The organism is Sphingomonas sp. CFBP 13714 (assembly GCF_014842205.1).
In the GTDB taxonomy this organism is placed as follows: Bacteria; Pseudomonadota; Alphaproteobacteria; order Sphingomonadales; family Sphingomonadaceae; genus Sphingomonas; species Sphingomonas aerolata.
Genome location: NZ_JACYVG010000001.1, coordinates 307,425 through 328,451, shown reverse-complemented (window position 1 = coordinate 328,451; position 21,027 = coordinate 307,425). Strand labels below are relative to the sequence as shown.

General features: G+C 63.7%; 22 protein-coding genes. 15 read left to right on the top strand and 7 right to left on the bottom strand.

Annotation, left to right across the window (positions count from 1 at the left end; genetic code table 11):
• Positions 1 to 8: 8 nt before the first annotated feature.
• Both IFT54_RS01595 and IFT54_RS01590 read left to right on the top strand, forming a co-directional pair.
• A complete protein-coding gene (locus tag IFT54_RS01595; protein WP_137898443.1) occupies positions 9 to 572 on the top strand; it encodes a recombinase family protein in 564 nt (187 codons plus the stop codon).
• Positions 573 to 592: 20 nt separating this feature from the next.
• On the top strand, positions 593 to 859 hold the full coding sequence (locus tag IFT54_RS01590; protein WP_037529330.1) for a hypothetical protein: 267 nt from the start codon (positions 593 to 595) through the stop codon (positions 857 to 859).
• 242 nt (positions 860 to 1,101) lie between these two features.
• Here the strand turns inward: IFT54_RS01590 and IFT54_RS01585 are convergent, their stop codons facing one another.
• Positions 1,102 to 1,506 carry a MerR family transcriptional regulator gene (locus IFT54_RS01585; RefSeq protein WP_249340609.1) on the bottom strand — a complete coding sequence of 135 codons (405 nt, stop codon included), beginning with the start codon at positions 1,504 to 1,506 and terminating at the stop codon, positions 1,102 to 1,104.
• A 68-nt stretch (positions 1,507 to 1,574) separates the two neighbouring features.
• Between IFT54_RS01585 and IFT54_RS01580 the strand changes: the two genes are divergently transcribed.
• The 6 genes from IFT54_RS01580 (at position 1,575) to IFT54_RS01555 (ending at position 9,025) form a co-directional block, all read left to right on the top strand.
• The gene (locus tag IFT54_RS01580; protein WP_137898441.1) at positions 1,575 to 2,237 is read left to right on the top strand and encodes a cation transporter; all 663 of its coding nucleotides are present in this window, start codon (positions 1,575 to 1,577) and stop codon (positions 2,235 to 2,237) included.
• Positions 2,238 to 2,256: 19 nt separating this feature from the next.
• Positions 2,257 to 2,592, top strand: coding sequence for a hypothetical protein (locus IFT54_RS01575; protein WP_137898440.1), 336 nt, complete (start codon positions 2,257 to 2,259; stop codon positions 2,590 to 2,592).
• A gap of 65 nt (positions 2,593 to 2,657) precedes the next feature.
• Positions 2,658 to 3,932 carry a TolC family protein gene (locus tag IFT54_RS01570; protein ID WP_137898439.1) on the top strand — a complete coding sequence of 425 codons (1,275 nt, stop codon included), beginning with the start codon at positions 2,658 to 2,660 and terminating at the stop codon, positions 3,930 to 3,932.
• Positions 3,929 to 5,098 (top strand): efflux RND transporter periplasmic adaptor subunit, encoded by a 1,170-nt coding sequence (locus IFT54_RS01565; RefSeq protein WP_137898438.1) that lies wholly within the window; start codon positions 3,929 to 3,931, stop codon positions 5,096 to 5,098. Before IFT54_RS01570 ends, IFT54_RS01565 begins: the two co-directional genes overlap by 4 nt.
• 3 nt (positions 5,099 to 5,101) lie before the next feature.
• A complete protein-coding gene (locus IFT54_RS01560; RefSeq protein WP_137898437.1) occupies positions 5,102 to 8,335 on the top strand; it encodes an efflux RND transporter permease subunit in 3,234 nt (1,077 codons plus the stop codon).
• Between the two features lie 3 nt (positions 8,336 to 8,338).
• Positions 8,339 to 9,025, top strand: coding sequence for a ZIP family metal transporter (locus tag IFT54_RS01555; RefSeq protein WP_192069396.1), 687 nt, complete (start codon positions 8,339 to 8,341; stop codon positions 9,023 to 9,025).
• Between the two features lie 243 nt (positions 9,026 to 9,268).
• On the opposite strand, the gene IFT54_RS01550 is transcribed toward IFT54_RS01555, so the two are convergent.
• Positions 9,269 to 9,457, bottom strand: a complete 189-nt coding sequence (locus IFT54_RS01550) for a hypothetical protein (RefSeq protein ID WP_041394287.1) — start codon at positions 9,455 to 9,457, stop codon at positions 9,269 to 9,271.
• Positions 9,458 to 9,636: 179 nt separating this feature from the next.
• Between IFT54_RS01550 and IFT54_RS01545 the strand changes: the two genes are divergently transcribed.
• A complete protein-coding gene (locus tag IFT54_RS01545) occupies positions 9,637 to 9,852 on the top strand; it encodes a hypothetical protein (RefSeq protein WP_137898435.1) in 216 nt (71 codons plus the stop codon).
• Between the two features lie 56 nt (positions 9,853 to 9,908).
• Here IFT54_RS01545 and arsH read toward each other — a convergent pair whose 3' ends face one another.
• The 5 genes from arsH to IFT54_RS01520 are packed head-to-tail and all read right to left on the bottom strand — an operon-like array spanning position 9,909 to position 13,045.
• The gene (gene arsH, locus IFT54_RS01540; RefSeq protein ID WP_137898434.1) at positions 9,909 to 10,667 is read right to left on the bottom strand and encodes an arsenical resistance protein ArsH; all 759 of its coding nucleotides are present in this window, start codon (positions 10,665 to 10,667) and stop codon (positions 9,909 to 9,911) included.
• Positions 10,667 to 10,990, bottom strand: a complete 324-nt coding sequence (locus IFT54_RS01535) for a YnfA family protein (protein WP_137898433.1) — start codon at positions 10,988 to 10,990, stop codon at positions 10,667 to 10,669. The genes arsH and IFT54_RS01535 overlap by 1 nt, the downstream gene beginning before the upstream one ends.
• Positions 10,987 to 12,273, bottom strand: coding sequence for an arsenic transporter (locus IFT54_RS01530; RefSeq protein WP_192069395.1), 1,287 nt, complete (start codon positions 12,271 to 12,273; stop codon positions 10,987 to 10,989). Before IFT54_RS01530 ends, IFT54_RS01535 begins: the two co-directional genes overlap by 4 nt.
• A complete protein-coding gene (gene arsC, locus IFT54_RS01525; protein WP_235525809.1) occupies positions 12,273 to 12,701 on the bottom strand; it encodes an arsenate reductase (glutaredoxin) in 429 nt (142 codons plus the stop codon). Before arsC ends, IFT54_RS01530 begins: the two co-directional genes overlap by 1 nt.
• 11 nt (positions 12,702 to 12,712) lie before the next feature.
• Positions 12,713 to 13,045: an ArsR/SmtB family transcription factor gene (locus tag IFT54_RS01520; RefSeq protein ID WP_137898431.1), complete on the bottom strand. Its 333-nt coding sequence runs from the start codon at positions 13,043 to 13,045 to the stop codon at positions 12,713 to 12,715.
• A 752-nt stretch (positions 13,046 to 13,797) separates the two neighbouring features.
• Between IFT54_RS01520 and IFT54_RS01515 the strand changes: the two genes are divergently transcribed.
• From IFT54_RS01515 to IFT54_RS01490, 6 genes are all read left to right on the top strand, one after another.
• The gene (locus IFT54_RS01515; RefSeq protein WP_137898430.1) at positions 13,798 to 14,571 is read left to right on the top strand and encodes a DNA-binding response regulator; all 774 of its coding nucleotides are present in this window, start codon (positions 13,798 to 13,800) and stop codon (positions 14,569 to 14,571) included.
• Positions 14,568 to 15,155: a hypothetical protein gene (locus tag IFT54_RS01510; protein ID WP_137898429.1), complete on the top strand. Its 588-nt coding sequence runs from the start codon at positions 14,568 to 14,570 to the stop codon at positions 15,153 to 15,155. Before IFT54_RS01515 ends, IFT54_RS01510 begins: the two co-directional genes overlap by 4 nt.
• A 3-nt stretch (positions 15,156 to 15,158) precedes the next feature.
• On the top strand, positions 15,159 to 18,563 hold the full coding sequence (locus IFT54_RS01505) for a UvrD-helicase domain-containing protein (RefSeq protein ID WP_192069394.1): 3,405 nt from the start codon (positions 15,159 to 15,161) through the stop codon (positions 18,561 to 18,563).
• 82 nt (positions 18,564 to 18,645) lie between these two features.
• On the top strand, positions 18,646 to 19,398 hold the full coding sequence (locus tag IFT54_RS01500) for a multiubiquitin domain-containing protein (RefSeq protein ID WP_137898427.1): 753 nt from the start codon (positions 18,646 to 18,648) through the stop codon (positions 19,396 to 19,398).
• Complete coding sequence (locus tag IFT54_RS01495; RefSeq protein ID WP_137898426.1) at positions 19,373 to 20,554, top strand: ThiF family adenylyltransferase; 1,182 nt, start codon at positions 19,373 to 19,375, stop codon at positions 20,552 to 20,554. Before IFT54_RS01500 ends, IFT54_RS01495 begins: the two co-directional genes overlap by 26 nt.
• The gene (locus IFT54_RS01490) at positions 20,551 to 21,012 is read left to right on the top strand and encodes a DUF6527 family protein (protein WP_137898425.1); all 462 of its coding nucleotides are present in this window, start codon (positions 20,551 to 20,553) and stop codon (positions 21,010 to 21,012) included. The genes IFT54_RS01495 and IFT54_RS01490 overlap by 4 nt, the downstream gene beginning before the upstream one ends.
• Positions 21,013 to 21,027: the final 15 nt, after the last annotated feature.

The window sequence follows — 21,027 nt, the reverse complement described above, 5'->3', positions numbered from 1 at the left end:
AACCGACCGTGGCGCTGATCGGCTATGCGCGGGTATCGACCGGCGACCAGAAGCTGGCGCTACAGCACGACGCGCTCAACGCGGCCGGATGCGAGCGCATCTTCGACGACCATGCGTCCGGCGCTAAAACTGATAGGCCGGGGCTTGCCGAGGCCCTGGCCTATCTACGTGGCGGTGACACGCTAGTTGTATGGAAGCTGGACCGCCTCGGTCGCTCAATGAGCCACCTGATCGAAAAGGTCGGCGAACTGGCCGCGCGTGGCGTTGGTTTCCGATCGCTCACCGAGCAGATCGACACCACCACGTCGGGCGGGATGCTCGTGTTCAACATCTTCGGCTCGCTCGCCCAGTTCGAGCGCGACCTGATCCGCGAGCGCACCAACGCCGGCTTGAAGGCTGCGCGGGAACGGGGGAGCCTTGGCGGTCGGCGTCCGGTCATCACGCCTGACAAATTGCGCAAGGCGCGCGATCATATCGCGGCAGGCCTGACGGTCCGGGAGGCGGCCACGCGGCTCAAAGTCGGTAAAACAGCGCTCTACAAGGCGCTCGAAGGCGCCGCTGCCAAACCGTAGCAAAGCATGAGGAAAGAGTGATGCACGAACGCGACCCCAACATCGTCACTTCGAGCCTATCCGGCGTCGTTACAGAGCAGGGCATCACCGTGAGTGTAAATATCATAAGGCTCGAGAATGAGCCGGGTTGGTCGCTCGAAGTGGAAAATGAGAATGGAACGTCCACGGTGTGGGATGACCTCTTCGCGACCGACGATGCGGCTCATGCCGCCTTCCGCCAGACCGTTAAAGAAGAAGGCATGCGCGTCTTCCTCGATCAGGCTGTCGTCATTCCCTTCAGACGTTAGGACCGTCCGCGTTCGCCGTTCGTTCGATCCTAGCGTACGTAAACTTCACTTTCGTGCAGTGACCCCTTTAAGCGCCAGTGACGGGCACCATGATGCAAAGTTCACGGGTTTCGCATCGAGCGGCATACCCCGTAAATTCGTGCGCTCTGATGATGCGTAAATCTGATGCACCGGGCGCTGGACGCATTCGAAGCCAATTCCCGAAATAGCATCGTTTTTGAGAGTTGGTCAGTCGCTAGGCGCTACGCGGAAGGAGCAAGTGCTTCGATGATCCGGCAGTCGGCGACGGTGTTGCGGCTACAGGAATCTATCAGCGCGTCGAGTTCACCAGCAAGCGCGGTGAGGTCTGCGATTTTGCGCCTGATCGCGTCGCGGTGTTGGTTGGCAACGACATCGACAGCGATGCAGGACTGATCGCGACGATCGGCAAGCCCCATCAACTCGCGTACCTGGTCGATCGAGAAGCCAAGATCCCGCGCACGCCGAATGAAGGACAGGCGGCGCAGATGCGCGCCCTCATAGGTCCGATAGTTACTCGCCGATCGCGCAGGTGCCGGCAGCAAGCCAATCTGCTCATAGTAGCGGATCGTTTCGACCTTCGTACCGGTCGCACCGGCCAGTTTTCCGATCGTCAGTTTCTCAGACACGGCGCTTGACCCTCTAGCGACTAGAGGGTGCATATAGGCTGTCAGATCGATTCTTCGAGGTGGCGAACATGGCCTGCACAAGCTGCACGTCCGACAAGTCGGGTACTCTCAACGACCCCAAGTGGCGGCGCGCGCTATGGATCGCGCTCGCCATCAATGGCGGCATGTTCGTTATCGAAATTGCAGCCGGCATCACGGGTGGATCGAAGGCGCTACAAGCCGACGCGCTCGACTTTTTCGGGGATACTGCGAACTACGCAATCAGTCTTGGCGTTGCCGGGATGGCGATAGCCTGGCGCGCACGCGCTGCGATGTTGAAGGGGGCGACGCTTGCTTTGCTAGGCGTCTATGTCCTGTTCGCAGCGGGATGGGGTGCGCTCCACGACGCAACGCCCCATGCCGAAATTATGGGCGTAGTCGGCATCGCGGCGCTGATCGCGAACCTTGTGGTCGCGGTCATGCTGTACCGCTTCCGAAGCGGTGATGCGAACATGAGGTCGGTATGGATTTGCTCGCGCAATGACGCGATCGGCAACATCGCCGTCGTACTGGCCGCAGGCGGCGTGTTCGGCCTCAACAGTGCGTGGCCTGATCTTGCCGTCGCCGCCTTGATGGCGGTGTTGGGAATATCGGGCGGTTTTCAGATCATGCGGCAGGCGCGCGCCGAAATGCTTAGCGAGCCCTCACCCGCCCCCGCTACTTACCAGCAGTCGTTACATGGCAGTCGGTAAGCTGCTAAGGCGCGGGCCGATGCACCGCCTTTCCGCCATGTTCCTCAGTTTCATGCTCGTGCTTATGCTCGGGCTTGGATCAGTCGCGCATGCGACCGAAGGCGTGACGTGCGTTGATACCACAGCGGTCAGCTCCTTCGATCATTGCGACGGCGATGCCGACCAAGTGCCGGCAGACACCGACAAGGCGTATCCTCACCATCATGGCGGTTGCCACGGCCATCATGTCGGCGTGCCGATCGCGTCCGATTCAACCGGACCAGCCAGCAGCGTTCGTATGACTGCATCGGTGTGGCGCAATGCGCCAAAGGCCCCGGTAGCGTCGGACCCAGCCCTACGTCCTCCCCAAGCCTGACCAACGCCTAATTCCGCCGGGAAAGCCCGTGCGGACACCCAAGGTTCGTCAGGAGTCCATTACCCATGCACCGTTTTATTGCGGCCTTATTGGCCGTGGCGTCGTGCGCGTCGTGCGCGTCGATCGCACAGGCGCAGTCAGCCGATCCCACATCGACCAGTCCCCCGCTCACCCTTGATCAGGCGCTTTCACTTGCCGGAGCGACCGCCCCCAGCCTTGAGGCTGCCACAGCAGGCGTCCGGGCAGCAGAGGCAGGCCGCACGGTTGCCGGCTACCGCCCTAACCCGTCGATCGTCGCCGAGACCGAGAACATTGCCGGTAGCGGTCAATATCGCGGCCTTCGCAGTGCCGAGACAACGGCAGGATTGGCACTACCGATCGAGTTGGGTGGTAAACGATCGGCACGGATCGCTGTCGCAGATGCGATTGGTAATCGAGCGAGGATAGGCACGGCGTTGGCCGCGGCCGATCTACGGCTTGCCATCACGCAGCTCTACATCGAGGCGACCGCAGCGGAACGCCGACTGGTGACCGCGCGCGAGCAGGCCGGTATCGCCCGCGAAGCATCGCGCGCTGCCGGCGTCCGCGTTCAAGCAGGGCGAGCATCACCGCTCGAACAGCAGCGCGCCGATGTATTGCGGATCAACGCGGACACGGCTTTGGAGCGCGCAGAGCGGCTTGCCGAGGTCGCGCGAAGTAATCTTGCCCGACGGATCAGCCAACCCCTCACGGGACCGTTGGACTTGGCGTGGTTCAATCGCGTCGAGGGCTTTGGTCCGGCACGGCCGAGCGAGACCGCAGGGACGTTGGCATTGGCAGCGACCCGCGCAGACGTGACAACGGCAGAGGCACAGGTGCGGCTTGCCAGGTCGCAACGCATTCCCGACGTGACACTCAGCGCCAGCGCACGCCGGCTTGAGGCTACGAACGACGTGGCAGCGGTGTTCGGGGTGTCGATCCCGTTTCCGCTGTTCAACAACGGCAAGGCGGCAGTGGCGCAGGCGCGAGCGCAGACCGATCAGGCGCAGGCGCTACGTCGCGTCGCCGAGCTGGATACCGCGCAGGATATCGCAAGCGCACAGGCGAACGTCGCGAATGCCGCGACGACCGCTCGTAACGCCAGCGGGCCGGCACTGGCATCGGCAAGTGAAGCCGCTCGGATTGCCCGGATCGGCTACCGGGAGGGCAAGTTCGGTCAGCTCGATTTGCTCGATGCCGAACGCACTCTGTCCGAAACACGAACCGCCGCGATCGATGCGCTCGCCACCTATCACGACGCCAAGGCACGCCTCGAACGGCTCGTTGCCGCAGCGCCCTCGCCCGAGGAAACCAATCAATGACGAAGATCATCATACGGGCGCTCGCGCCTGTGACCCTGGCTATCCTCCTTGCCGGGTGCGGCGGGGGTGGCAACAGCGAGGCCGGTGAGAAGGCCGGAGCCGAGAAGACCGAAGGTGCCGAGGCCGGCGAAGCCAAGGAGGGTCCAAAGGATATAGTCACCCTGTCCGCGCAGCAGATCGCGGATGCCGGGATAGAGGTTACGCGACCTACAGTAGGCGGCGTGGCCGGAGCGATCGAGCTATCGGCAACGATCGAGGGCGATCCTCAGGGTGTGCAGGTTGTGTCCACCTCCGTAGGCGGTCGGCTCGTTTCCCTCACCCGCAATCTCGGGCAGTCAGTCAGCCGGGGAGACCCGCTGGCTATCATCGAAAGCCGGGAAGCGGCATCACTGAAAGCGGAGGTAGAGGCCGCGCGGGCGCGTTCCGCACTCGCCCAATCGAACCTTCGCCGCGAACAGCGCCTGTTCGCCGAACGCGTTTCGCCAGAGCAGGATCTGGTCGCAGCGCGGACGGCAGCGACGGAGGCCAGCATTGCCCTTCGCCTCGCGCAGCAGCAGTTGTCAGCGACGGGCAGCGGAGGCGGTGCGCTTAACCGCATCGCGGTTCGTTCGCCGATCGCCGGCCAAGTGATCGCGCGATCGGCCACCCTCGGGCAAGCCGTCGCGGCCGATGCAGAGCTGTTCCGCGTCGCCAATCTGTCAAAGGTCACTGTCACCACATCACTCGTCCCCACCGATGCCGGCCGGGTGAAACCCGGCGTGCGTGTCGAAGTAACGGCACCGGGGCGGCGTCAGGAGGGGCGTGTTACGTTCGTGTCCCCCATTCTGGACGAGACGACCCGATTGGTGCCCGTGATTGCCACTCTCGACAACGCCGGCAGCACATGGCGCGTTGGTGAGACGGTCAACGTATCGATCCTCGTTCCTTCGACCGGGGACCGTACCGTTGCTGTACCATCGGCCGCAGTGCAGATGATCGAGGACAAGTCGTTTGTGTTCGTCCGCACCGCGACAGGTTTCCGGGCAATTCCGGTGACGCTTGGCCGCACCAATGGCGGGCAAGTCACCGTAACGGCAGGCCTTACCGGCTCAGAGCGCATCGCTTCCACCAACAGCTTCACGCTCAAAGCCGAACTCGGCAAGGGTGCGGGCGGGGATGAGGACTGAGCCATGATCGGTCGCATCGTCACCCTCTCCGTCGAGAAGCGCTGGCTCGTCCTGCTTCTCACTATCGCGGCTGCATTGCTCGGGATTGGCGCGCTGCGTCAGCTTCCGATCGACGCCGTACCCGACATCACCAACAACCAGGTGCAGATCAACGTCGTTGCTCCCGCCCTGTCCCCCGATCAGATCGAGAAGCAGGTTGCGTTCACGGTCGAAACCGCGCTCGCGGGCATTCCCGGTCTTGAATATACCCGCTCGCTAAGCCGCAATGGCTTTGCCCAGATCACAGCGGTTTTCGGTGAAAAGACTGATATCTACTTTGCGCGGGCGCAGGTCGCGGAACGCCTGCGAACCGCAGAGGAAGACCTTCCCGAAGGTGTGAACCCCGAGATGGGGCCGATCGCCACGGGCCTTGGCGATATCTTCATGTGGACCGTCGAATACCGCGAGCTGGATCAGGTCCATCATCGCAACGGGGAACCTGGCCTGCAACGCGATGCCAGCTATATCACCCCCGAGGGGGATCACCTCGTCAGCGACGCCGACAAGGCGACATATCTGCGCACCGTGCAGGATTGGATCGTCACGCCGCAGCTCAAAAGCACGGCCGGGCTTGCTGGCGTCGACTCCCTTGGTGGCTACACCAAGGAATATCGCGTTATTCCGGACATACAGCGCATGGCGGCAATGCGGCTAACGCTGCAGGATCTCACCACCGCCCTACAGCGCAGCAATACCAGCGCGGGCGCTGGCGTGGTCAACCGCAACGGCGAAGGGTTGGCGGTTCGATCGGATGGGCGTGTCCGCAACGCCGACGAGCTGGCCCGTACCGTCGTTGCCACCCGCGAGAGCGTTCCAATACTGCTCAACCAGATCGCGACCGTTCGCACCGGGCAGGCGCTACGCATGGGATCGGCGTCGGAAAACGGTCATGAGGTTGTCGTCGGGACCGCAGTCATGCGGATCGGGGAGAATAGCCGCACGGTGTCGACGGGCGTTGCCGAACGGCTGACGCAGATCGGCCGCTCGTTACCGGTCGATGTTGTCGTGAAGCCGGTTATGAACCGGACCGAGCTGGTGAACTCCACGATTGCCACGGTTGCCCGCAACCTTGCCGAGGGTGCGGTGCTGGTGATCGTCGTTCTGTTTGCGCTGCTTGGCAATTTCCGTGCGGCGTTGATCGCGGCCTGCGTCATTCCGATCACGATGCTGTTGACCAGCATCGGCATGTTGAAGGCGGGTGTTTCGGCCAATCTGATGAGCCTTGGCGCGCTCGACTTTGGTCTGATCGTGGATGGCGCGGTCATCATCGTGGAGAACGCATTACGGCGTTTGGGCGAGGCGCAGCATGGTCGCGATGACGTGCTGACGATCGAGCAACGTCTCGGGATTGTCGCGGCATCGGCGCGCGAGATGATCCGGCCATCGGTGTACGGGCAGGCTATCATCATCCTTGTCTATGCGCCGTTGCTCACCTTCACGGGTGTCGAAGGCAAGATGTTCGAGCCGATGGCGCTGACAGTCATCATCGCTCTAGTGTTCGCCTTCATCCTGTCGCTGACCTTCATACCGGCAGCGATTGCGATCTGGCTCAGCAAACGGGTTGAGGAAAAGGAAAGCCGCGTCGTCACGTTCCTACGGCAGCGCTATGAGCCGGGACTCGATGCGGCAATGCGCCGACCCACCCTCACTATCGGCGTCGCGATCGGTGCGCTGGCACTCGCCGGGGCTGCTTTCACGACATTGGGGCAGGAGTTCTTGCCGCAGCTCGATGAGGGCAACATTCTCGTGCAGGCGGTCCGCATCCCCGGCACATCGGTCGATCAGAGTCAGGCAATGCAATTCCAGGTGGAAAAGGCACTCGCCAAGGCCCCTGAGGTCCGTTTCGCCTTCTCGCGCACCGGCACGTCTGAAATCGCATCGGACCCAATGCCGCCTAACGCGACTGACACGTTCGTCATCCTGAAGCCGAAGAAGGAGTGGCCCGACCTCGGTTTGTCTAAGGAAGAGCTGGTGGAGCGGCTGGAAAAACGCCTCTCCACCCTGCCGGGCAACGCCTATGAGATCACCCAGCCGATCCAGATGCGGTTCAACGAGCTGATTGCAGGCGTGCGCGGCGATATCGCGATCAAGGTATTCGGCGACGACTTTGGCGAGATGAACGCGACCGCAGATCGGATAGCCGGCATCCTTCGAAAGACGCGAGGTGCAGCAGACGTGCGGGTTGAGCAAACCGAAGGCTTGCCGATGCTCGATATCCGGCCGAACCGCACTGCCATGTCCCGCGTCGGGGTGACGGCGGGTGACGTGCAGGACACGGTTGCCGCAGCCATTGGCGGCCGACAGGCTGGCGTGATCTTTGAAGGCGATCGTCGCTTCCCCGTCGTGATCCGGATGGCGGAAAGCTCACGATCCGATCTGACGGCGGTTGCCCAGGTGCCGGTGCCGACCGGCAGTGGCGGCTTCGTACCGCTATCGACTGTAGCGGATATCGCCGTGGTCGATGGTCCCAATCAGATCAGCCGCGAGAACGGCAAGCGCCGTGTCGTGGTGCAGGCCAACGTGCGCGATCGGGACGTGGCCGGTGTCGTGGCTGATGCCCGGTCAGCCATCGACGCTCAGGTGAAGTTGCCGCCCGGAACGTACCTCGAATGGGGCGGTCAGTTCGAGAACCTGGCATCTGCCCGCGATCGGCTCAGCGTTGTGGTGCCGATCTGCTTCGTGGTCATCATGTTCCTCCTCTACGGTGCGCTTGGCTCCGTCAGGGATGCGTTGATCGTGTTTACCGGCGTTCCGCTGGCGCTGGTCGGAGGCATCCTTGCTCTGGTGCTAAGAGGCATGCCGTTTTCGATCTCAGCGGCAGTCGGCTTCATCGCGCTATCAGGGGTCGCGGTTCTCAACGGACTGGTCATGGTGTCGTCCATCCATGATCTGATGCGGCAAGGCATGGATCGTGCGGTAGCGGCGCATCAAGGCGCTCTGGCGCGGCTCCGGCCGGTTGCGATGACGGCGCTCGTTGCGTCGCTTGGCTTCGTGCCGATGGCACTTGGTCATGGTGCTGGAGCCGAGGTGCAAAAGCCGCTGGCGACCGTCGTTATTGGTGGCCTGATATCCGCAACCTTGCTCACCTTGTTTGTGCTGCCGACGCTCTACGCTCGTTTCGGACGGCGCGAGCTGCCAGCTCCTTCAGGGGGACACATCGAACTGCCGCCTTTGGCTCATGACAGCGTGAGGGTTTAAGCTATGCAGGCCGTTGCTTTTACGCTCATTCCCGTCGTCGCCGTACTGATCGGCTCGCTATTCGCGGTATCGAGACGGCCAAGCGATGCCTTCGTAAGCGCTATGCAGCACTTGGCGGCAGGCGTCGTGTTCGCCGCAGCGGCAGCCGAGATCCTGCCCCAGGTGATGCACGAAGGTTCACCGATCGCGACATTCACTGGCGGCGCGCTTGGCATTCTCGTGATGCTGTCGCTCAAAGCCCTTGAGGGGCGCGCCAGTGGACCGATCGCTATGCTCGGGGCAGTTGCAGTCGATATCCTGATCGACGGGCTTGTTCTCGGATTGGCGTTCGTCGCTGGCGGGAAGGCCGGCGTGTTGCTGACGATCGCGTTGACGTTGGAGGTGCTGTTTCTCGGACTGACCGTAACGACCGAGTTGAGTGAGACGATCAAGTCCAGGGCACGTATCATCGCGATTACGATGGGGATCGCGTTGTTGCTGCCGATTGGTGCGGCGATAGCGACACCCGTTGCGACGTTTCCGCCCGTCGTCATCGCCGGGTTTCTCAGTTTCGGTCTGATGGCGCTGCTCTACCTCGTGACGGAAGAGCTGTTGGTTGAAGCGCACGAGAAGCCAGACACCCCGCTTATCAGCGCGATGTTTTTCATCGGGTTTCTGGGATTGCTCCTGATTGAGGAGGTATTGGGCTGACCGCTCGACGTGGAACGTCTTGGACCGATGATGATGACGCCGAGCTTCGTCAGCGTATCGGGGCCAGGCAGACGCTGGCGGTAATCGCGCGCGAGATGGGACGAACGATGGATGCGGTTCGGGGAAGAGCCTCAACCCTGAGGGTAACTCTCCGCTCGACGCAGCGACCGTGGCGGGACGGCGTGCCGCGCCGAGTAGACGTAGACTAGAAAATAGGGGCGGTTGCCCGCCCCTATCCATCCTTTAGCCGTGCTTCATGCCGCCCTTGGCATGATCGCAGCAGTCAGCAGCCTTGGCTTTTGCGCCATCCTTGCAGCAGTCCGCACCGTCCTTGCAGCACGCCATGTCGGCGCAGCAATTGGCGACAGCGGCGAATGCGCCAGTCGACAGGGTGAGGGCGAAAGCAGCGCTGATGAGCTTGAACTTGGTCATGATATTCTCCGTAATTTACGTGTGATGATGCTCAACTTCACACGGTTTGCGGAGGGGGTGTGGCCGGAGCGTATGCAATGCCCAAAAGGCCGGTCTGTGGAGCCGGCCAAGGCGATAGACGGGAGGACGGAACCAGCTCGATATGCTCGACGGTTTCGCCGGCAACAGCAACGCACGGTATGGCGCAGGCCGACGCAGGGGCCTTTTTGATGGGAGCGCCTGCTGATTTGCTGGCGCAGTCCATCATCGCGGACGCAGCCGGAGGCGCGGCCATCGCCATCGTCTCGCAGAGCGGGCCAAGCCGGACCAGCAACATCACCGCCAAGACGAAAAACGCCATGGAATGCAACATTTTGGAGAGTGGGCGAGCCCGGCGTTTCATCGAATGCATCTAGAAGCACCCTCAGTCATGTACAATGCCGCAGGAGCGGTTTGCCACACTAAGCGGACTTTACTCGCCTTTCCGGTACGTTGGCGAGGTTGCGATGCTCGAAAGGTCCGTGGCGCTATCGATCGGCACGCCTGCCTCCTTTCGCTCGGAATAGCGATCGACCAATTGGGCGGTGTGCGGGCGTAGCAGGACAGTGAAGCGTACCAATTCTTCCATCACGTCCACGAGCCGATCATAGTAGGCCGACGGCTTCATTCGATCGTTTTCTTCGAACTCGGCAAACGCCTTCGCGACGCTGGATTGGTTGGGGATCGTCACCATTCGCATCCAGCGGCCGAGGACGCGCAGCGTGTTCACGCTGTTGAACGACTGCGACCCGGCCGACACTTGCATGACGGCGAGCGTGCGGCCCTGCGTCGGGCGCATCCCGCCCATCGACAGCGGCAGGTGATCGACTTGCAGCTTCATGATGCCGGTAATCTGGCCGTGTCGTTCAGGGCTGCACCACACATGCCCCTCCGACCACATCGACAGTTCGCGCAACTCGTGGACGGCCGGGTGATCGTCCCCCGTCACCTGATCGGGCAGCGGCAACGTCGAAGGATCGAAGATCCGCGTTTCGCAGCCGAAGAATTGCAGCAGGCGAGCAGCTTCCTCGACGCACAGCCGCGAAAAGGACCGCTCCCGCAAAGAGCCATAGAGCAACAGGATGCGCGGAGGTGGATCGCCAGCACCCAGCCCAAGGGCAGGACGATCGAGCGCATAGCGCCGATCGAGCGCGGGCAGATTATCAGGATCGGCGAGAATACGGAGCGGCATCAGGCGGTCCTTGGGCCTAGCAGAATGATGCAGGTGCCGATCAGGCACAGTGCGGCTCCACCCGCGTCCCAGCGATCGGGCCTTACCCCTTCGACAGCCCACAGCCAGATCAACGATGCGCAGATATAGACGCCGCCATAGGCAGCATAAGCCCGCCCCGCTGCGTCGCTATCCACGCGTGTCAGCAGCCAGGCGAACAGCATAAGTGAGACCACGCCCGGAACCAGCCACAGGGGCGATTTATCCAGCCGGAACCATGCCCAAAAGGCAAAGCAGCCTGCGATTTCCGCAAGTGCCGCGGCCATATACACTAGCGCCGTCATACCATGCTGATCCTGATCGCGAGTGCCGCAAGTGTTACCAGCAGCACCGGAATCGTTAGCGTCGCGCCAACCTTGAAGTAATAGCCCCAGCCGATCCGAATGCCCTTTTGCCCGAGGACATGCAGCCAGAGCAGTGTTGCGAGCGAGCCTATCGGCGTGATCTTCGGTCCGAGGTCGCACCCAATTACGTTGGCGTAGATCATCGCTTCCTTGATCGCGCCCGTGGCGTGGGTCGCGTCGATCGACAGCGCCCCCACGAGTACGGTCGGCATGTTGTTCATCACCGACGACAGCAGCGCGGCGATGATCCCGGTCCCGAACGCCGCGCCCCACACGCCGCCTTGCGCAGTGCGATCGAGCAGGCTGGCAAGGTGATCGGTCAGGCCAGCATTCCGCAGGCCGTAGACGACCAGGTACATGCCGAGCGAAAAGATCACGACCTGCCACGGGGCACCGGCCAGCACCTTGCGCGTCTGGATGACGTGGCCGCGCGAGGCGATGATAAGCAGGAGGACCGCGCCCACAGCGGCAACGGCGCTGACCGGTACGCCGATGGGTTCGAGCAGAAAGAAGCCGGCAAGCAGTAGAGCAAGAACGACCCAGCCCGCCTTGAACGTGGCACGGTCGCGGATCGCATCACCGGGCGTGCGGAGTTGCGCCACATCGTAATTCGCCGGTATGTCACGGCGGAAGAATAGCAGCAGCGCTATCAGCGTCGCGGCGATCGACGCCAGATCGACCGGCACCATCACCGAGGCATAATCGGCAAAGCCGATCCGGAAGAAGTCGGCCGACACAATGTTGACGAGGTTGGAGACGATCAGCGGCAGACTGGCGGTATCAGCGATGAACCCCGCTGCCATGACGAACGCCAGCGTCGCCTTGTCCTTGTATCCCAGGGCACGCAGCATCGCGATGACGATCGGCGTCAGGATCAGGGCCGCGCCATCATTGGCGAACAACGCCGATACCGCCGCGCCGAGCAGCACGATCAGCACGAACAGTCGGCGACCATGCCCCCCGCCCCAGCGCGCGACGTGGAGCGCCGCCCATTCGAAGAACCCGGCTTTATCGAGCAACAGGCTGACGATGATGATCGCGACGAACGTCGCGGTCGCGTTCCAGACGATGCCCCACACCACCGGCACGTCGGAGAGCGAGACGACCCCGACGAGCAGCGCGATCGCCGCGCCGCCCATCGCGCTCCACCCGATGCCAAGGCCCTTCGGTTGCCAGATGACGAGCGCGATCGTGGCGACGAAGATAGCGAGCGCGAGCAACATCAGGCGACGCGCTGGCCCGAGGCGTCCACGACCTGTTCGCCGTCCTCCTTGGCAAACGCACCCTGTTGCGGCTCCGGCAGTAGATCGAGGACCGCTTCGGACGGACGACACAGTTTCACGCCAAGCGGCGAGACGACGAGCGGCCGGTTGATCAGGACCGGATGCGCCATCATCGCGTCCACCAGCGCTTCGTCGGACAGCGACGTGTCGCCCAGGCCCAACTCCGCATAAGGAGTCCCCTTCTCACGCAGCAGATCGCGGGGCGTGATCCCGGCGCGATCGATCAGCTCGACCAGCAGCGCGCGCGCAGGCGGTGTCTTCAGATATTCGACCACATGAGGCTCGATGCCGGCATTGCGGATCATCGCCAGCGTGTTGCGCGACGTGCCGCATTCGGGGTTGTGATAGATCACGATATCGACGGCCACGGGGCGTCCTTTCAGCAGCATGGGGTGAGTTCGGCTAGGAGTGGCCCACATAGTTCGGGTGAGCCGGCGCAGCAGTCTTTGACGAGGAACAGGGTCAGTGCGCGCAGCCCGTCCAGATCGGCGCGGTAGACGATCGAGCGGCTATGTCGTTCGGAACGGACGATGCCGGCACGCGCGAGAATGCCAAGGTGCGCTGACATAGTGTTTTGCGGCACGTCGAGCTGACGGGCTATTTCGCCGGCCGCCATTCCAACTGGTTCGTGCCGGACCAGTAGGCGAAACACGTCGAGGCGTGTGCCTTGTGCGAGAGCGCTAAGTGCAGCAATGGCCGAATCGTTTTCCATATATCCAGCATAGAGGATATGTCAGACTTGGCTAGTTCGAGATTTCCGAGGCCAACCTTCTCATTTTACGATCCCTTTTGAGAATCGGCTCATGGCAGGGGTGTGCGTAAAACGGCCGTTTTCCGAACCGTTGGCATACGACCGGCCCGAGCCGGCCCTTGCCGCGGGCCAATGTTCATCAACCGGTTCGGAAAACAATGTGCAGGAAAGGCCACGTACGTCAGCTATCCGCACAGAGGTGCCCGATAGCTGCCCGTCGGCAATGACCCATCGCCAGTCGGCCTGATGCTGGTGCCAAGTGACCTCAGGAATGGCGGCGTTCAAGACCAGTTACCAGTCGCGCTCTATCGCAAATATGGGCGAGCGCCGATCATCCTGTTGGCCTCGTCGAATGACGGGTTCCGTCCGGAGCCGCCGTTCGTAACTCGCTTTACGAACGGCTTGAGTTGGTCGCCAGCTGCCGCGCCTCCGTGACCCAGTTTCGGTCGTTCGGCGCCGGTTGAAGGCGTCTCGAAAGCGGTCGCTCGTTCAGGTGAAACGGTGCGGCAGGAAGTGGGCCGATTGCCGACAGTCCGGTCCTCGGTGCTTCTCCGCGGAAAGCTGCCGTTGAGTTGTCAGCGCAAGAGGTGCGATGATCTGGTCGGGCACACGCCGACGCGTTCCAAATAATCCATTCTGCCGTTCCGGTTTCAGTTTCCATGGCGATTACCCCTGAAACGCAGTTATGCTGATGCTTCGAAAGGGAGGACAAGTTGATCGCCCCGCTCACCCGGAAGAAGAAGGACGGGACGCTGTATACGCGCCCCGACAAAGTCGAGGCGCTCCTCCCCGCCCTTGGCGTCCTGTCGCGCGATGGACTGCTCGAGCGGGCCCGGATCCGCAATCGAAAGGATCCTGGCTACGTGCCCAGCGAATGTCTGGTTCATTTCATCCGCGCCAGTCGTTGCGAAAACTCCGACGCTTCGTTCGAGCGCCTCTACAAGGCGCTCGCCGAGCGCGTCATGCGGGCGGTGCCGATCGCTTCGGGCGGCACCGTGTCCGCCACTGACGAGCGCATCCGCGACGCGGTCTTCGACAACTTCGTCGACTTGCTCGCCAAGGACCGCGCGGAGCCCGACGACAGGCTCGACTTCTTTGAGGCGCGGTTCGATCTCGCCATCAAGCGGCTCCGGCTCGACGCCCAAGAGCGGGTGTGGCGCGAAGCGAACCGCGGCGTTTCCATGGACGACGAGGAGGGCGGCGCCGCTGAGGCGGCAGCCTCCGCCGGCACGACCGACCCGCTGGACGCCGAAATTTTTTCCGATCCGCTTTTCCGGGAGAGGCTCTACGTCGCGATTGACGCCCTGCCACCAGAACAAAGCAGGACCATGCATCTCCTGCTGATCGGGTGGCAGATCCATTCGAGCGACCCGTCGGTCATGACGATCGCTAGGGCCCTGGACTGCTCGGATCGGTCAGTTCGCAACTATCGGGACCGGGCGCTAAAGACGCTTGGCGCCCTTTTCAATCCTGGGGACGACGAATGACCGCCACCAACCCGCCGCTCGCGCTCGACGCCGTGCTCGACCTGTTCCAGATGGAGGAGGTCCACGACGGCGATGTCCTCGCCCGCTACGTCGCGGCCCATCCTCAGTTCGCGCTGCAGCTGATCGACTTCTCCCGTCTAATCGCCACGCCCGACACCGAGGACGAGGGCGGCCTGACCGCGACCGAGCAGTCCCGCGTCGACGCGGCGTGGATCAGGCATCAGGCAGCCCGGCCCAAAGCCGCGACTGACGCCGATCCCTTGGCTCGCCTTTCCGGCGACGTGGGCAAGGCTCTCGCCGTTAAGCTCGGCGTGCCGCGGCAGGTGATCACCTGCATCCGCGAGCATAGGGTGCTCGCCTCCAGCGTCCCGACGCCCGTGACGCGCGAGCTGTCCGTGGCGCTGGGCGTTCCTCAGCCGCACGTGATCGCCGCAATGGCGCGACCTCCGGCGGGGATGGCGGCGACCAGAAGCTACAAGTCGAACGGTCCACCCGGGTCCGTCGCGCAGACCACGTTCGAGCAGGTGCTGACGGATGCCGGCGTATCCGAAGCCGACCGCGTTCGGCTGATGGCCGACGGCTGACCCGTGGACGCAACTGAGCTAGGACGCCGACGCGCGGCGGAACTGCACGCCAGCGCGGTCGCGCGGGGACTCGATCCGACGGATCCCTACGCCTTCGCGGTCGCGATCGCGAAGGATCGCGGCCTCGACGTCGATTCAGCGAATCCGGGTGCCACGGTCCTCGACAACGGACGCGCGACGCTGGTTCCGGAGGATGACCTCATCATCCATGAGAACATCGGGTCGCCCTTCGAGCGGGCGTTCCTCGTCGCTCATGAGATCGGGCATCACGAGCTGGGGGACGGAACCTCGTCCCCGACGGTCACTGAGGCGGATCCGGCCCGTGGCTCGGAGCCCTCGCCGACCGGCATCGACCGCGTGGTGGACTACGGCCGCCGGCAAAGGCGCGAGGTCCAGATGGACCTCTTCGGCCGGGAGCTCCTCCTACCCCGTGAAGTGGTGTGCCGCCTCCACCTCGAAGATGGTCTGACCGCGTCTGACATCGCCGAGCGGATGCAAGCCCCGTTCGACGTCGTGGCGCAGCAGCTGTTCGACGGTCTCCTACTCCCCGTGATCGAACCCGACGACAAAGTCCGCGAGTTCCATCCGCTGAATGAGGCCCAGGCGATCGCTGCGGCCCATCGCGGCGGCCCCTACTTGCTCGAGGCAGGGCCCGGCACCGGCAAGACTCAGACCTTGACCGCGCGGGTCGTTCAGCTGCTCGACGAGGGCGTCGATCCCAAGCGGCTCCTCGTGCTCACCTACTCGAACAAGGCAGCCGGGGAGATGGCCGACCGCATTGCGGCCGAGTGTCCCGAGAAGGCAGCGGCGATGTGGATCGGCACGTTCCACGCCTTCGGGCTCGACCTCATCCGACGCCTCAGCGCCGAATTCTCGCTTCCCGACAATCCGCAGTTGATGGACAGGGTCGAGGCGGTCGAGCTGCTCGAGCGGGAGTTCCCGAAGCTGGCGCTCGAACACTATCAGGATCTTTATGACCCGACGCGGCTGATCGGCGACATCCTCGCGGCGATCTCGCGAGCGAAGGACGAGGTGGTCACCGCCGAGGAATATGCGCGGCACGCGGAGGCCATGCGCGTCGCTGCGGTCGGAGACGAGGCACGGACGACCGAGGCGCTCAAGTCCACCGAGGTGGCGCGGGTCTATGCGCTATACGAGAGGATCAAGCGCGAACGGCGGGCGGTCGATTTCGGCGACCTGGTATCGCTCCCCGTCGAACTCCTCGAGCGGCGCACTGACATCGCCGCGAAGCTCGGCGGAATGTACGACCATCTGCTCGTCGACGAGTATCAGGACGTCAACCGCGCCAGCGTTCGGCTACTCAAGGCGATCCGCCCAACCGGCGATAACCTCTGGGTCGTCGGCGACGCTCGGCAGTCCATCTACCGGTTCCGGGGAGCGTCCCCGATCAGTACCTCCAAGTTCACGACGGAGGATTTCCTTGGTGCCGCGTCGGGCAGGCTGAAGGTCAACTACCGCTCGTTCGACGAGATCGTCACGGCCTACTCCGCCTTCGCGGTCAGAATGACGGCGAGCAAGACGGAGACGCTGCTTAAGGCGGACCGTGGTCATTCTGGGATCCCGATCGAGCTCAGGACCCGCGCCATGAAGGACGAGCAGTCGGTCGCGATCGCCGACTGCGTCGCCGAGATGCACGAGGCCGGCTTCGCCTACCGCGACCAAGCCGTGCTGTGCACCGGCAACGAGCGGCTCGGCGTGATCGCCCGGGACCTCGAGCGCATGGGCGTCCCAGTTCTATTCCTCGGCAGTCTGTTCGAGCGCGGCGAGGTCAAGGACCTTATGTCGATGTTGTCGCTGCTCGCCGACCGCCGGGCGATGGGCCTCGTTCGCGCCGCAGGCATGACTGAATTTGCCATGTCGCTCGACGACGTCGGCGCCATACTCGCGACTCTGCGCGACGACGAGCGGGAGCCGCTCGATTGGCTTGCCGCGCGACGGGACCTGCCGATCTCCGCGGACGGCCATGCCGCGTTGGACAGCCTCGCGGAGGCGCTTGAGGGCTTCGACGCCGACACGCCGCCTTGGCGAGTCCTCGCCGTGATCCTCCTCGACCGAACCCGCATCGCCGCCACTATCGCCGTGGCGCAGTCGGTCGGCCAACGCAGCCAGGGCATCGCGCTTTGGCAGCTGATGAACTTCCTCCGCGTGCAGCCGCGCGAGCAGGGAAAGGCCGTTCCCCGCCTATTGGACCGGATCAGGCGGCTCGTGGCGATCGGCGACGATCGCGACCTTCGCCAGCTACCTGCCGCCGCGCAGGGACTGGACGCGGTGCGGCTCATGACGATCCATGGCGCTAAGGGCCTCGAGTTCCGGTGCGTCCACCTCCCGGGCCTCAACCAGGACACGCTCCCAAGTCAGTCAAAGGCGCCCGCATGCCTCCCGCCGGAGGGCGTCATCGCGGGATTGACCGGCGATGTGAAGACGGCCTTGCGCGATGGGGACGCGGAGGAGCGGGAGTGCCTATTCTACGTCGCGCTGTCGCGCGCGCGCGACCGACTCGTCATGTATGCGGCCACGGAGAAGGCCAACCACTCTGCCAGACCCCTGTCCGAGTTCCTCAACCGCCTCGGGGCGGCCGTTGCGCGGTCCACGCCCGATCTGCTCCGCAAGCTGCCTCCCGCCCCGGAGGACGAGCGGGTCACGCTCGTGATCGACGGGACGATCCGGCTGCGGGATTCGCAGGTGGCGATGCTGGACAAGGACAAGTGCAGGCGACGCTTCTTCTACACACACGTGCTCGGCATTGGGGGGCGCCGGACCGAGACCGACTACATGAGGATGCACGAGGCGGCTCGGTCCGTCGTCCGCGCGGCGGTGCGGGAGGGGCTCGACCTGTCGGATGACGCGCACCTCCGTGCCGCCGTCGAACAGGCCTGCGACGATCATGGTCTCGACACGCCCGGCAGCTTTGCGGAGCTGCGGACGATGGCGATCACGCTGGTGACGCGGTTCCGGCAGTCTCGCTTGGCCCACCCCGCCGAGATCCCGGCAGCGGTGCCGCTCAATATCGGCTCCGATCAGATCGTCTTCAACGCCGACGATGTCCTTGTCGACGCGCGGGGCGTCCGGATCTACCGGCGCATCCGAACGGGAGCTTACCGCAAGTCGGACACCGAGAACCTCGGCGTAGCCACCGCGCTGCTCGCCCTCGCGGAGAGTGCACCCGGCGCGGCCGCGGAGGTGGTGCACCTGATGAGCGATCAGGTCACCGCGCTCGACATGACGACGCGCGTGCTCGGCAACCGACGTGAGCTGCTGGATAAGGTCGTCGCGGGAATCCGCGACGGTTCGTTCCCCGCATCCCCGTCACAGCGCATCTGCCCGGGGTGCCCCGCCTTCTTCATCTGCGGGCCCGTCCCCAGCGGCTCGCTGCAGAAAGTTTTCTGATCGCCTTTCCGGTCGGCAGTGTCCGTTCCGATTGTCCCTTCGTGACCGGGTTGACCCGGCTAGACACGAAGGAAAAAGCAAGATGAACACCCCCGAACTCCCCGAATACGACGACGTCGGCGACGCGATCCGCGAGGGCCGCCCCCTGCTGGCGGCAAAGGCCTACCGCATCCAGTTCGCGCTCGACGGCCTCGACTTCCGCCCGCTCGGCATCGCCGACCCGATCCCGGTGGGCCGCCAGATCCTCGAGGCCGCGGGCCTCGAGCCCGAGCGCGGCTACAGCATCTTCGCGATCCTCGACACCGGCGATTTCGAGGATGTGCGCCTCAACGAGACGTTCGACCTCCGCGGGGCCGGCGCGGAGCGCATTGTCGCCTTCCTGACGGACCGCGACTTCAAGTTTGAGGTCAACGACCACGAGGAACGCTGGGGCAAGCCGACGATCAGCGGCCGTATCCTCGAGCAACTCGCCAAGCCGGGCCCCGACGAAGCAGTCTTCCTCGAGGTTCGCGGCGGGACGGACGTCCTGATCGAGCCCGCGATGCTGGTCGACCTCAGCGCGCCGGGCATCGAGCGCTTCTACAACGCGAAGCGCCCGACGGTGGAGATCGAGATCATCGTCAACACCCGTCCGCGCACCGTGCCGGGGCCGGAGGTGACCTTCGAGCAGATCGTCGAAATGGCCTTCCCCGGTCCGCACGAGCCGAACGTCGTATTCTCCATGACCTACCGCAAGGCGGCCTCGACGCCGCATGCCGGGGAGCTTGGCGCCCACGGCTCGGTCACCATTAAGCAGGGGACGGTCTTCAATGTCACGCGCACTGTTCAGTCGTAACGCCGACCTCGCGAAGCTGCGCGAGGAGGGCTATTTCGTCCAGATCGTCGGAGGGTTCCTCGTCATGCGCGAGGTCCCCTACGTCGACGCCGACCGCAAGGTGCGCAAGGGGACCTTGATCTCAAGCCTGGCGCTGGCCGGCGACCAGACCAGGCCGCCCGACACGCACGTCGTGCATTTCGACGGCGAGTACCCTTGCTTTGCCGATGGGGCCCGCATCGCCGCGATCGCCAACCAGACGACCCACTTCGACCTCGGCCACGGTCTGACCGCCGAGCATGCGTTCTCGAGCAAGCCCGACGGCGGCTATCGCGACTATCACCACAAGATGACGACATACGCGTCGATCATCGCGGGGCCGGCCGCGGTGCTCGATGCAACTGCGACACCCCGGCCCTATCGCGCGCTCGACGAGGAGGACGCCGACAGCGTGTTCAACTACGTCGAGACCGCGTCGGACCGCGTCGGCATCGGCGCGTTGACGGCGAAGCTGGCGGGGCACCGTATCGCAATCATTGGGCTCGGCGGCTCGGGCAGCTATATCCTCGACATGGTCGCGAAGACGCCGGTGGCGGAGATCCGCATCTTCGATGCCGACGAGTTCCTCCAGCACAATGCTTTCAGGGCACCTGGCGCGCCGAGCCTCGACGAACTCCGCGAGGCGCCGCTCAAGGTGGACCACTTCAAGGGGATCTACGAGCGCATGCATCGCGGCATCACCGCGGTGCCAGTCGCGATCGCGCCGGGTAATCTCGACCTGCTCGACGGCATCGACTTCGCGTTCCTGAGCCTCGACGCAGGCGAGGCCAAGGCGGCGCTGGTCGAGCGGCTCCACGCGCGAGGCGTCGGTTTCATCGACATCGGCATGGGGCTGGAGCTAGGCCACCGAGGCCTCAGCGGGATCCTTCGCGTGACGACCAGCACCCCGGAGACGCGGGAAACCGTCGCGTCGCATGAACGGATCCCGCTCGCCGGGGGCGGTGCCGGCGACATCTACGCGTCCAACATCCAAGTCGCCGACCTCAATGCGCTGAACGCGGTGTTCGCGGTCATCAAGTGGAAGAAGCTGTGCGGCTTCTACTGCGACCTCGAGAACGAGCATCATTCGACCTATACGCTCGATGGAAACATGCTGCTGAACGAGGATCAGTCATGATGCGGCATTCCGACCTCGAACACCGGTTCGTCGAGACGTTTCCGGAAACGCTTGAACCTGGCGTGCTCTACGTGTCGATGGAGTTCGGAAGCGCTGCGCACAGCTGCTGCTGCGGCTGTGGCGAGGAGGTCGTGACACCGCTCACGCCGACGGATTGGAACATCAGCTACGACGGCGAGACGATCACGCTGCACCCGTCGGTCGGTAGTTGGACGCTCCCATGCCGATCGCATTACGTGATCCGCCGCAATCGGGTGATCGAAGCGCCTCCTTGGTCGGATGCGGAAGTTGCAGCTGAACGTCGACGCGACCGTTGGGCGAAGGCGGCGCATTATGGTTTGAATGAAGTTTCCGAGGTGGCCGTATTAAAGGTGAATGTCGAACGTTCTCAAACACTACCAGCCGCCTCCGGATGGAAAAAGCGCTTCCTCGGTTGGCTGATGGGATCAAAATCTTAGGCGACCGCTTGTCAG

Bases quoted from the DNA above. Each gene is read 5' to 3' on its own strand.
- IFT54_RS01490 (WP_137898425.1), top strand. From the start codon at position 20,551: ATGATGCGGCATTCCGACCTCGAACACCGGTTCGTCGAGACGTTTCCG.
- IFT54_RS01520 (WP_137898431.1), bottom strand. From the start codon at position 13,045: ATGGAAAACGATTCGGCCATTGCTGCACTTAGCGCTCTCGCACAAGGC.
- IFT54_RS01510 (WP_137898429.1), top strand. From the start codon at position 14,568: ATGACCGCCACCAACCCGCCGCTCGCGCTCGACGCCGTGCTCGACCTG.
- arsH (WP_137898434.1), bottom strand. From the start codon at position 10,667: ATGCCGCTCCGTATTCTCGCCGATCCTGATAATCTGCCCGCGCTCGAT.
- IFT54_RS01495 (WP_137898426.1), top strand. From the start codon at position 19,373: ATGTCACGCGCACTGTTCAGTCGTAACGCCGACCTCGCGAAGCTGCGC.
- IFT54_RS01580 (WP_137898441.1), top strand. From the start codon at position 1,575: ATGGCCTGCACAAGCTGCACGTCCGACAAGTCGGGTACTCTCAACGAC.
- IFT54_RS01500 (WP_137898427.1), top strand. From the start codon at position 18,646: ATGAACACCCCCGAACTCCCCGAATACGACGACGTCGGCGACGCGATC.
- IFT54_RS01565 (WP_137898438.1), top strand. From the start codon at position 3,929: ATGACGAAGATCATCATACGGGCGCTCGCGCCTGTGACCCTGGCTATC.
- IFT54_RS01535 (WP_137898433.1), bottom strand. From the start codon at position 10,990: ATGACGGCGCTAGTGTATATGGCCGCGGCACTTGCGGAAATCGCAGGC.
- IFT54_RS01590 (WP_037529330.1), top strand. From the start codon at position 593: ATGCACGAACGCGACCCCAACATCGTCACTTCGAGCCTATCCGGCGTC.
- IFT54_RS01560 (WP_137898437.1), top strand. From the start codon at position 5,102: ATGATCGGTCGCATCGTCACCCTCTCCGTCGAGAAGCGCTGGCTCGTC.
- IFT54_RS01555 (WP_192069396.1), top strand. From the start codon at position 8,339: ATGCAGGCCGTTGCTTTTACGCTCATTCCCGTCGTCGCCGTACTGATC.
- IFT54_RS01550 (WP_041394287.1), bottom strand. From the start codon at position 9,457: ATGACCAAGTTCAAGCTCATCAGCGCTGCTTTCGCCCTCACCCTGTCG.
- IFT54_RS01570 (WP_137898439.1), top strand. From the start codon at position 2,658: ATGCACCGTTTTATTGCGGCCTTATTGGCCGTGGCGTCGTGCGCGTCG.
- IFT54_RS01530 (WP_192069395.1), bottom strand. From the start codon at position 12,273: ATGTTGCTCGCGCTCGCTATCTTCGTCGCCACGATCGCGCTCGTCATC.
- IFT54_RS01575 (WP_137898440.1), top strand. From the start codon at position 2,257: ATGCACCGCCTTTCCGCCATGTTCCTCAGTTTCATGCTCGTGCTTATG.
- IFT54_RS01545 (WP_137898435.1), top strand. From the start codon at position 9,637: ATGGCGCAGGCCGACGCAGGGGCCTTTTTGATGGGAGCGCCTGCTGAT.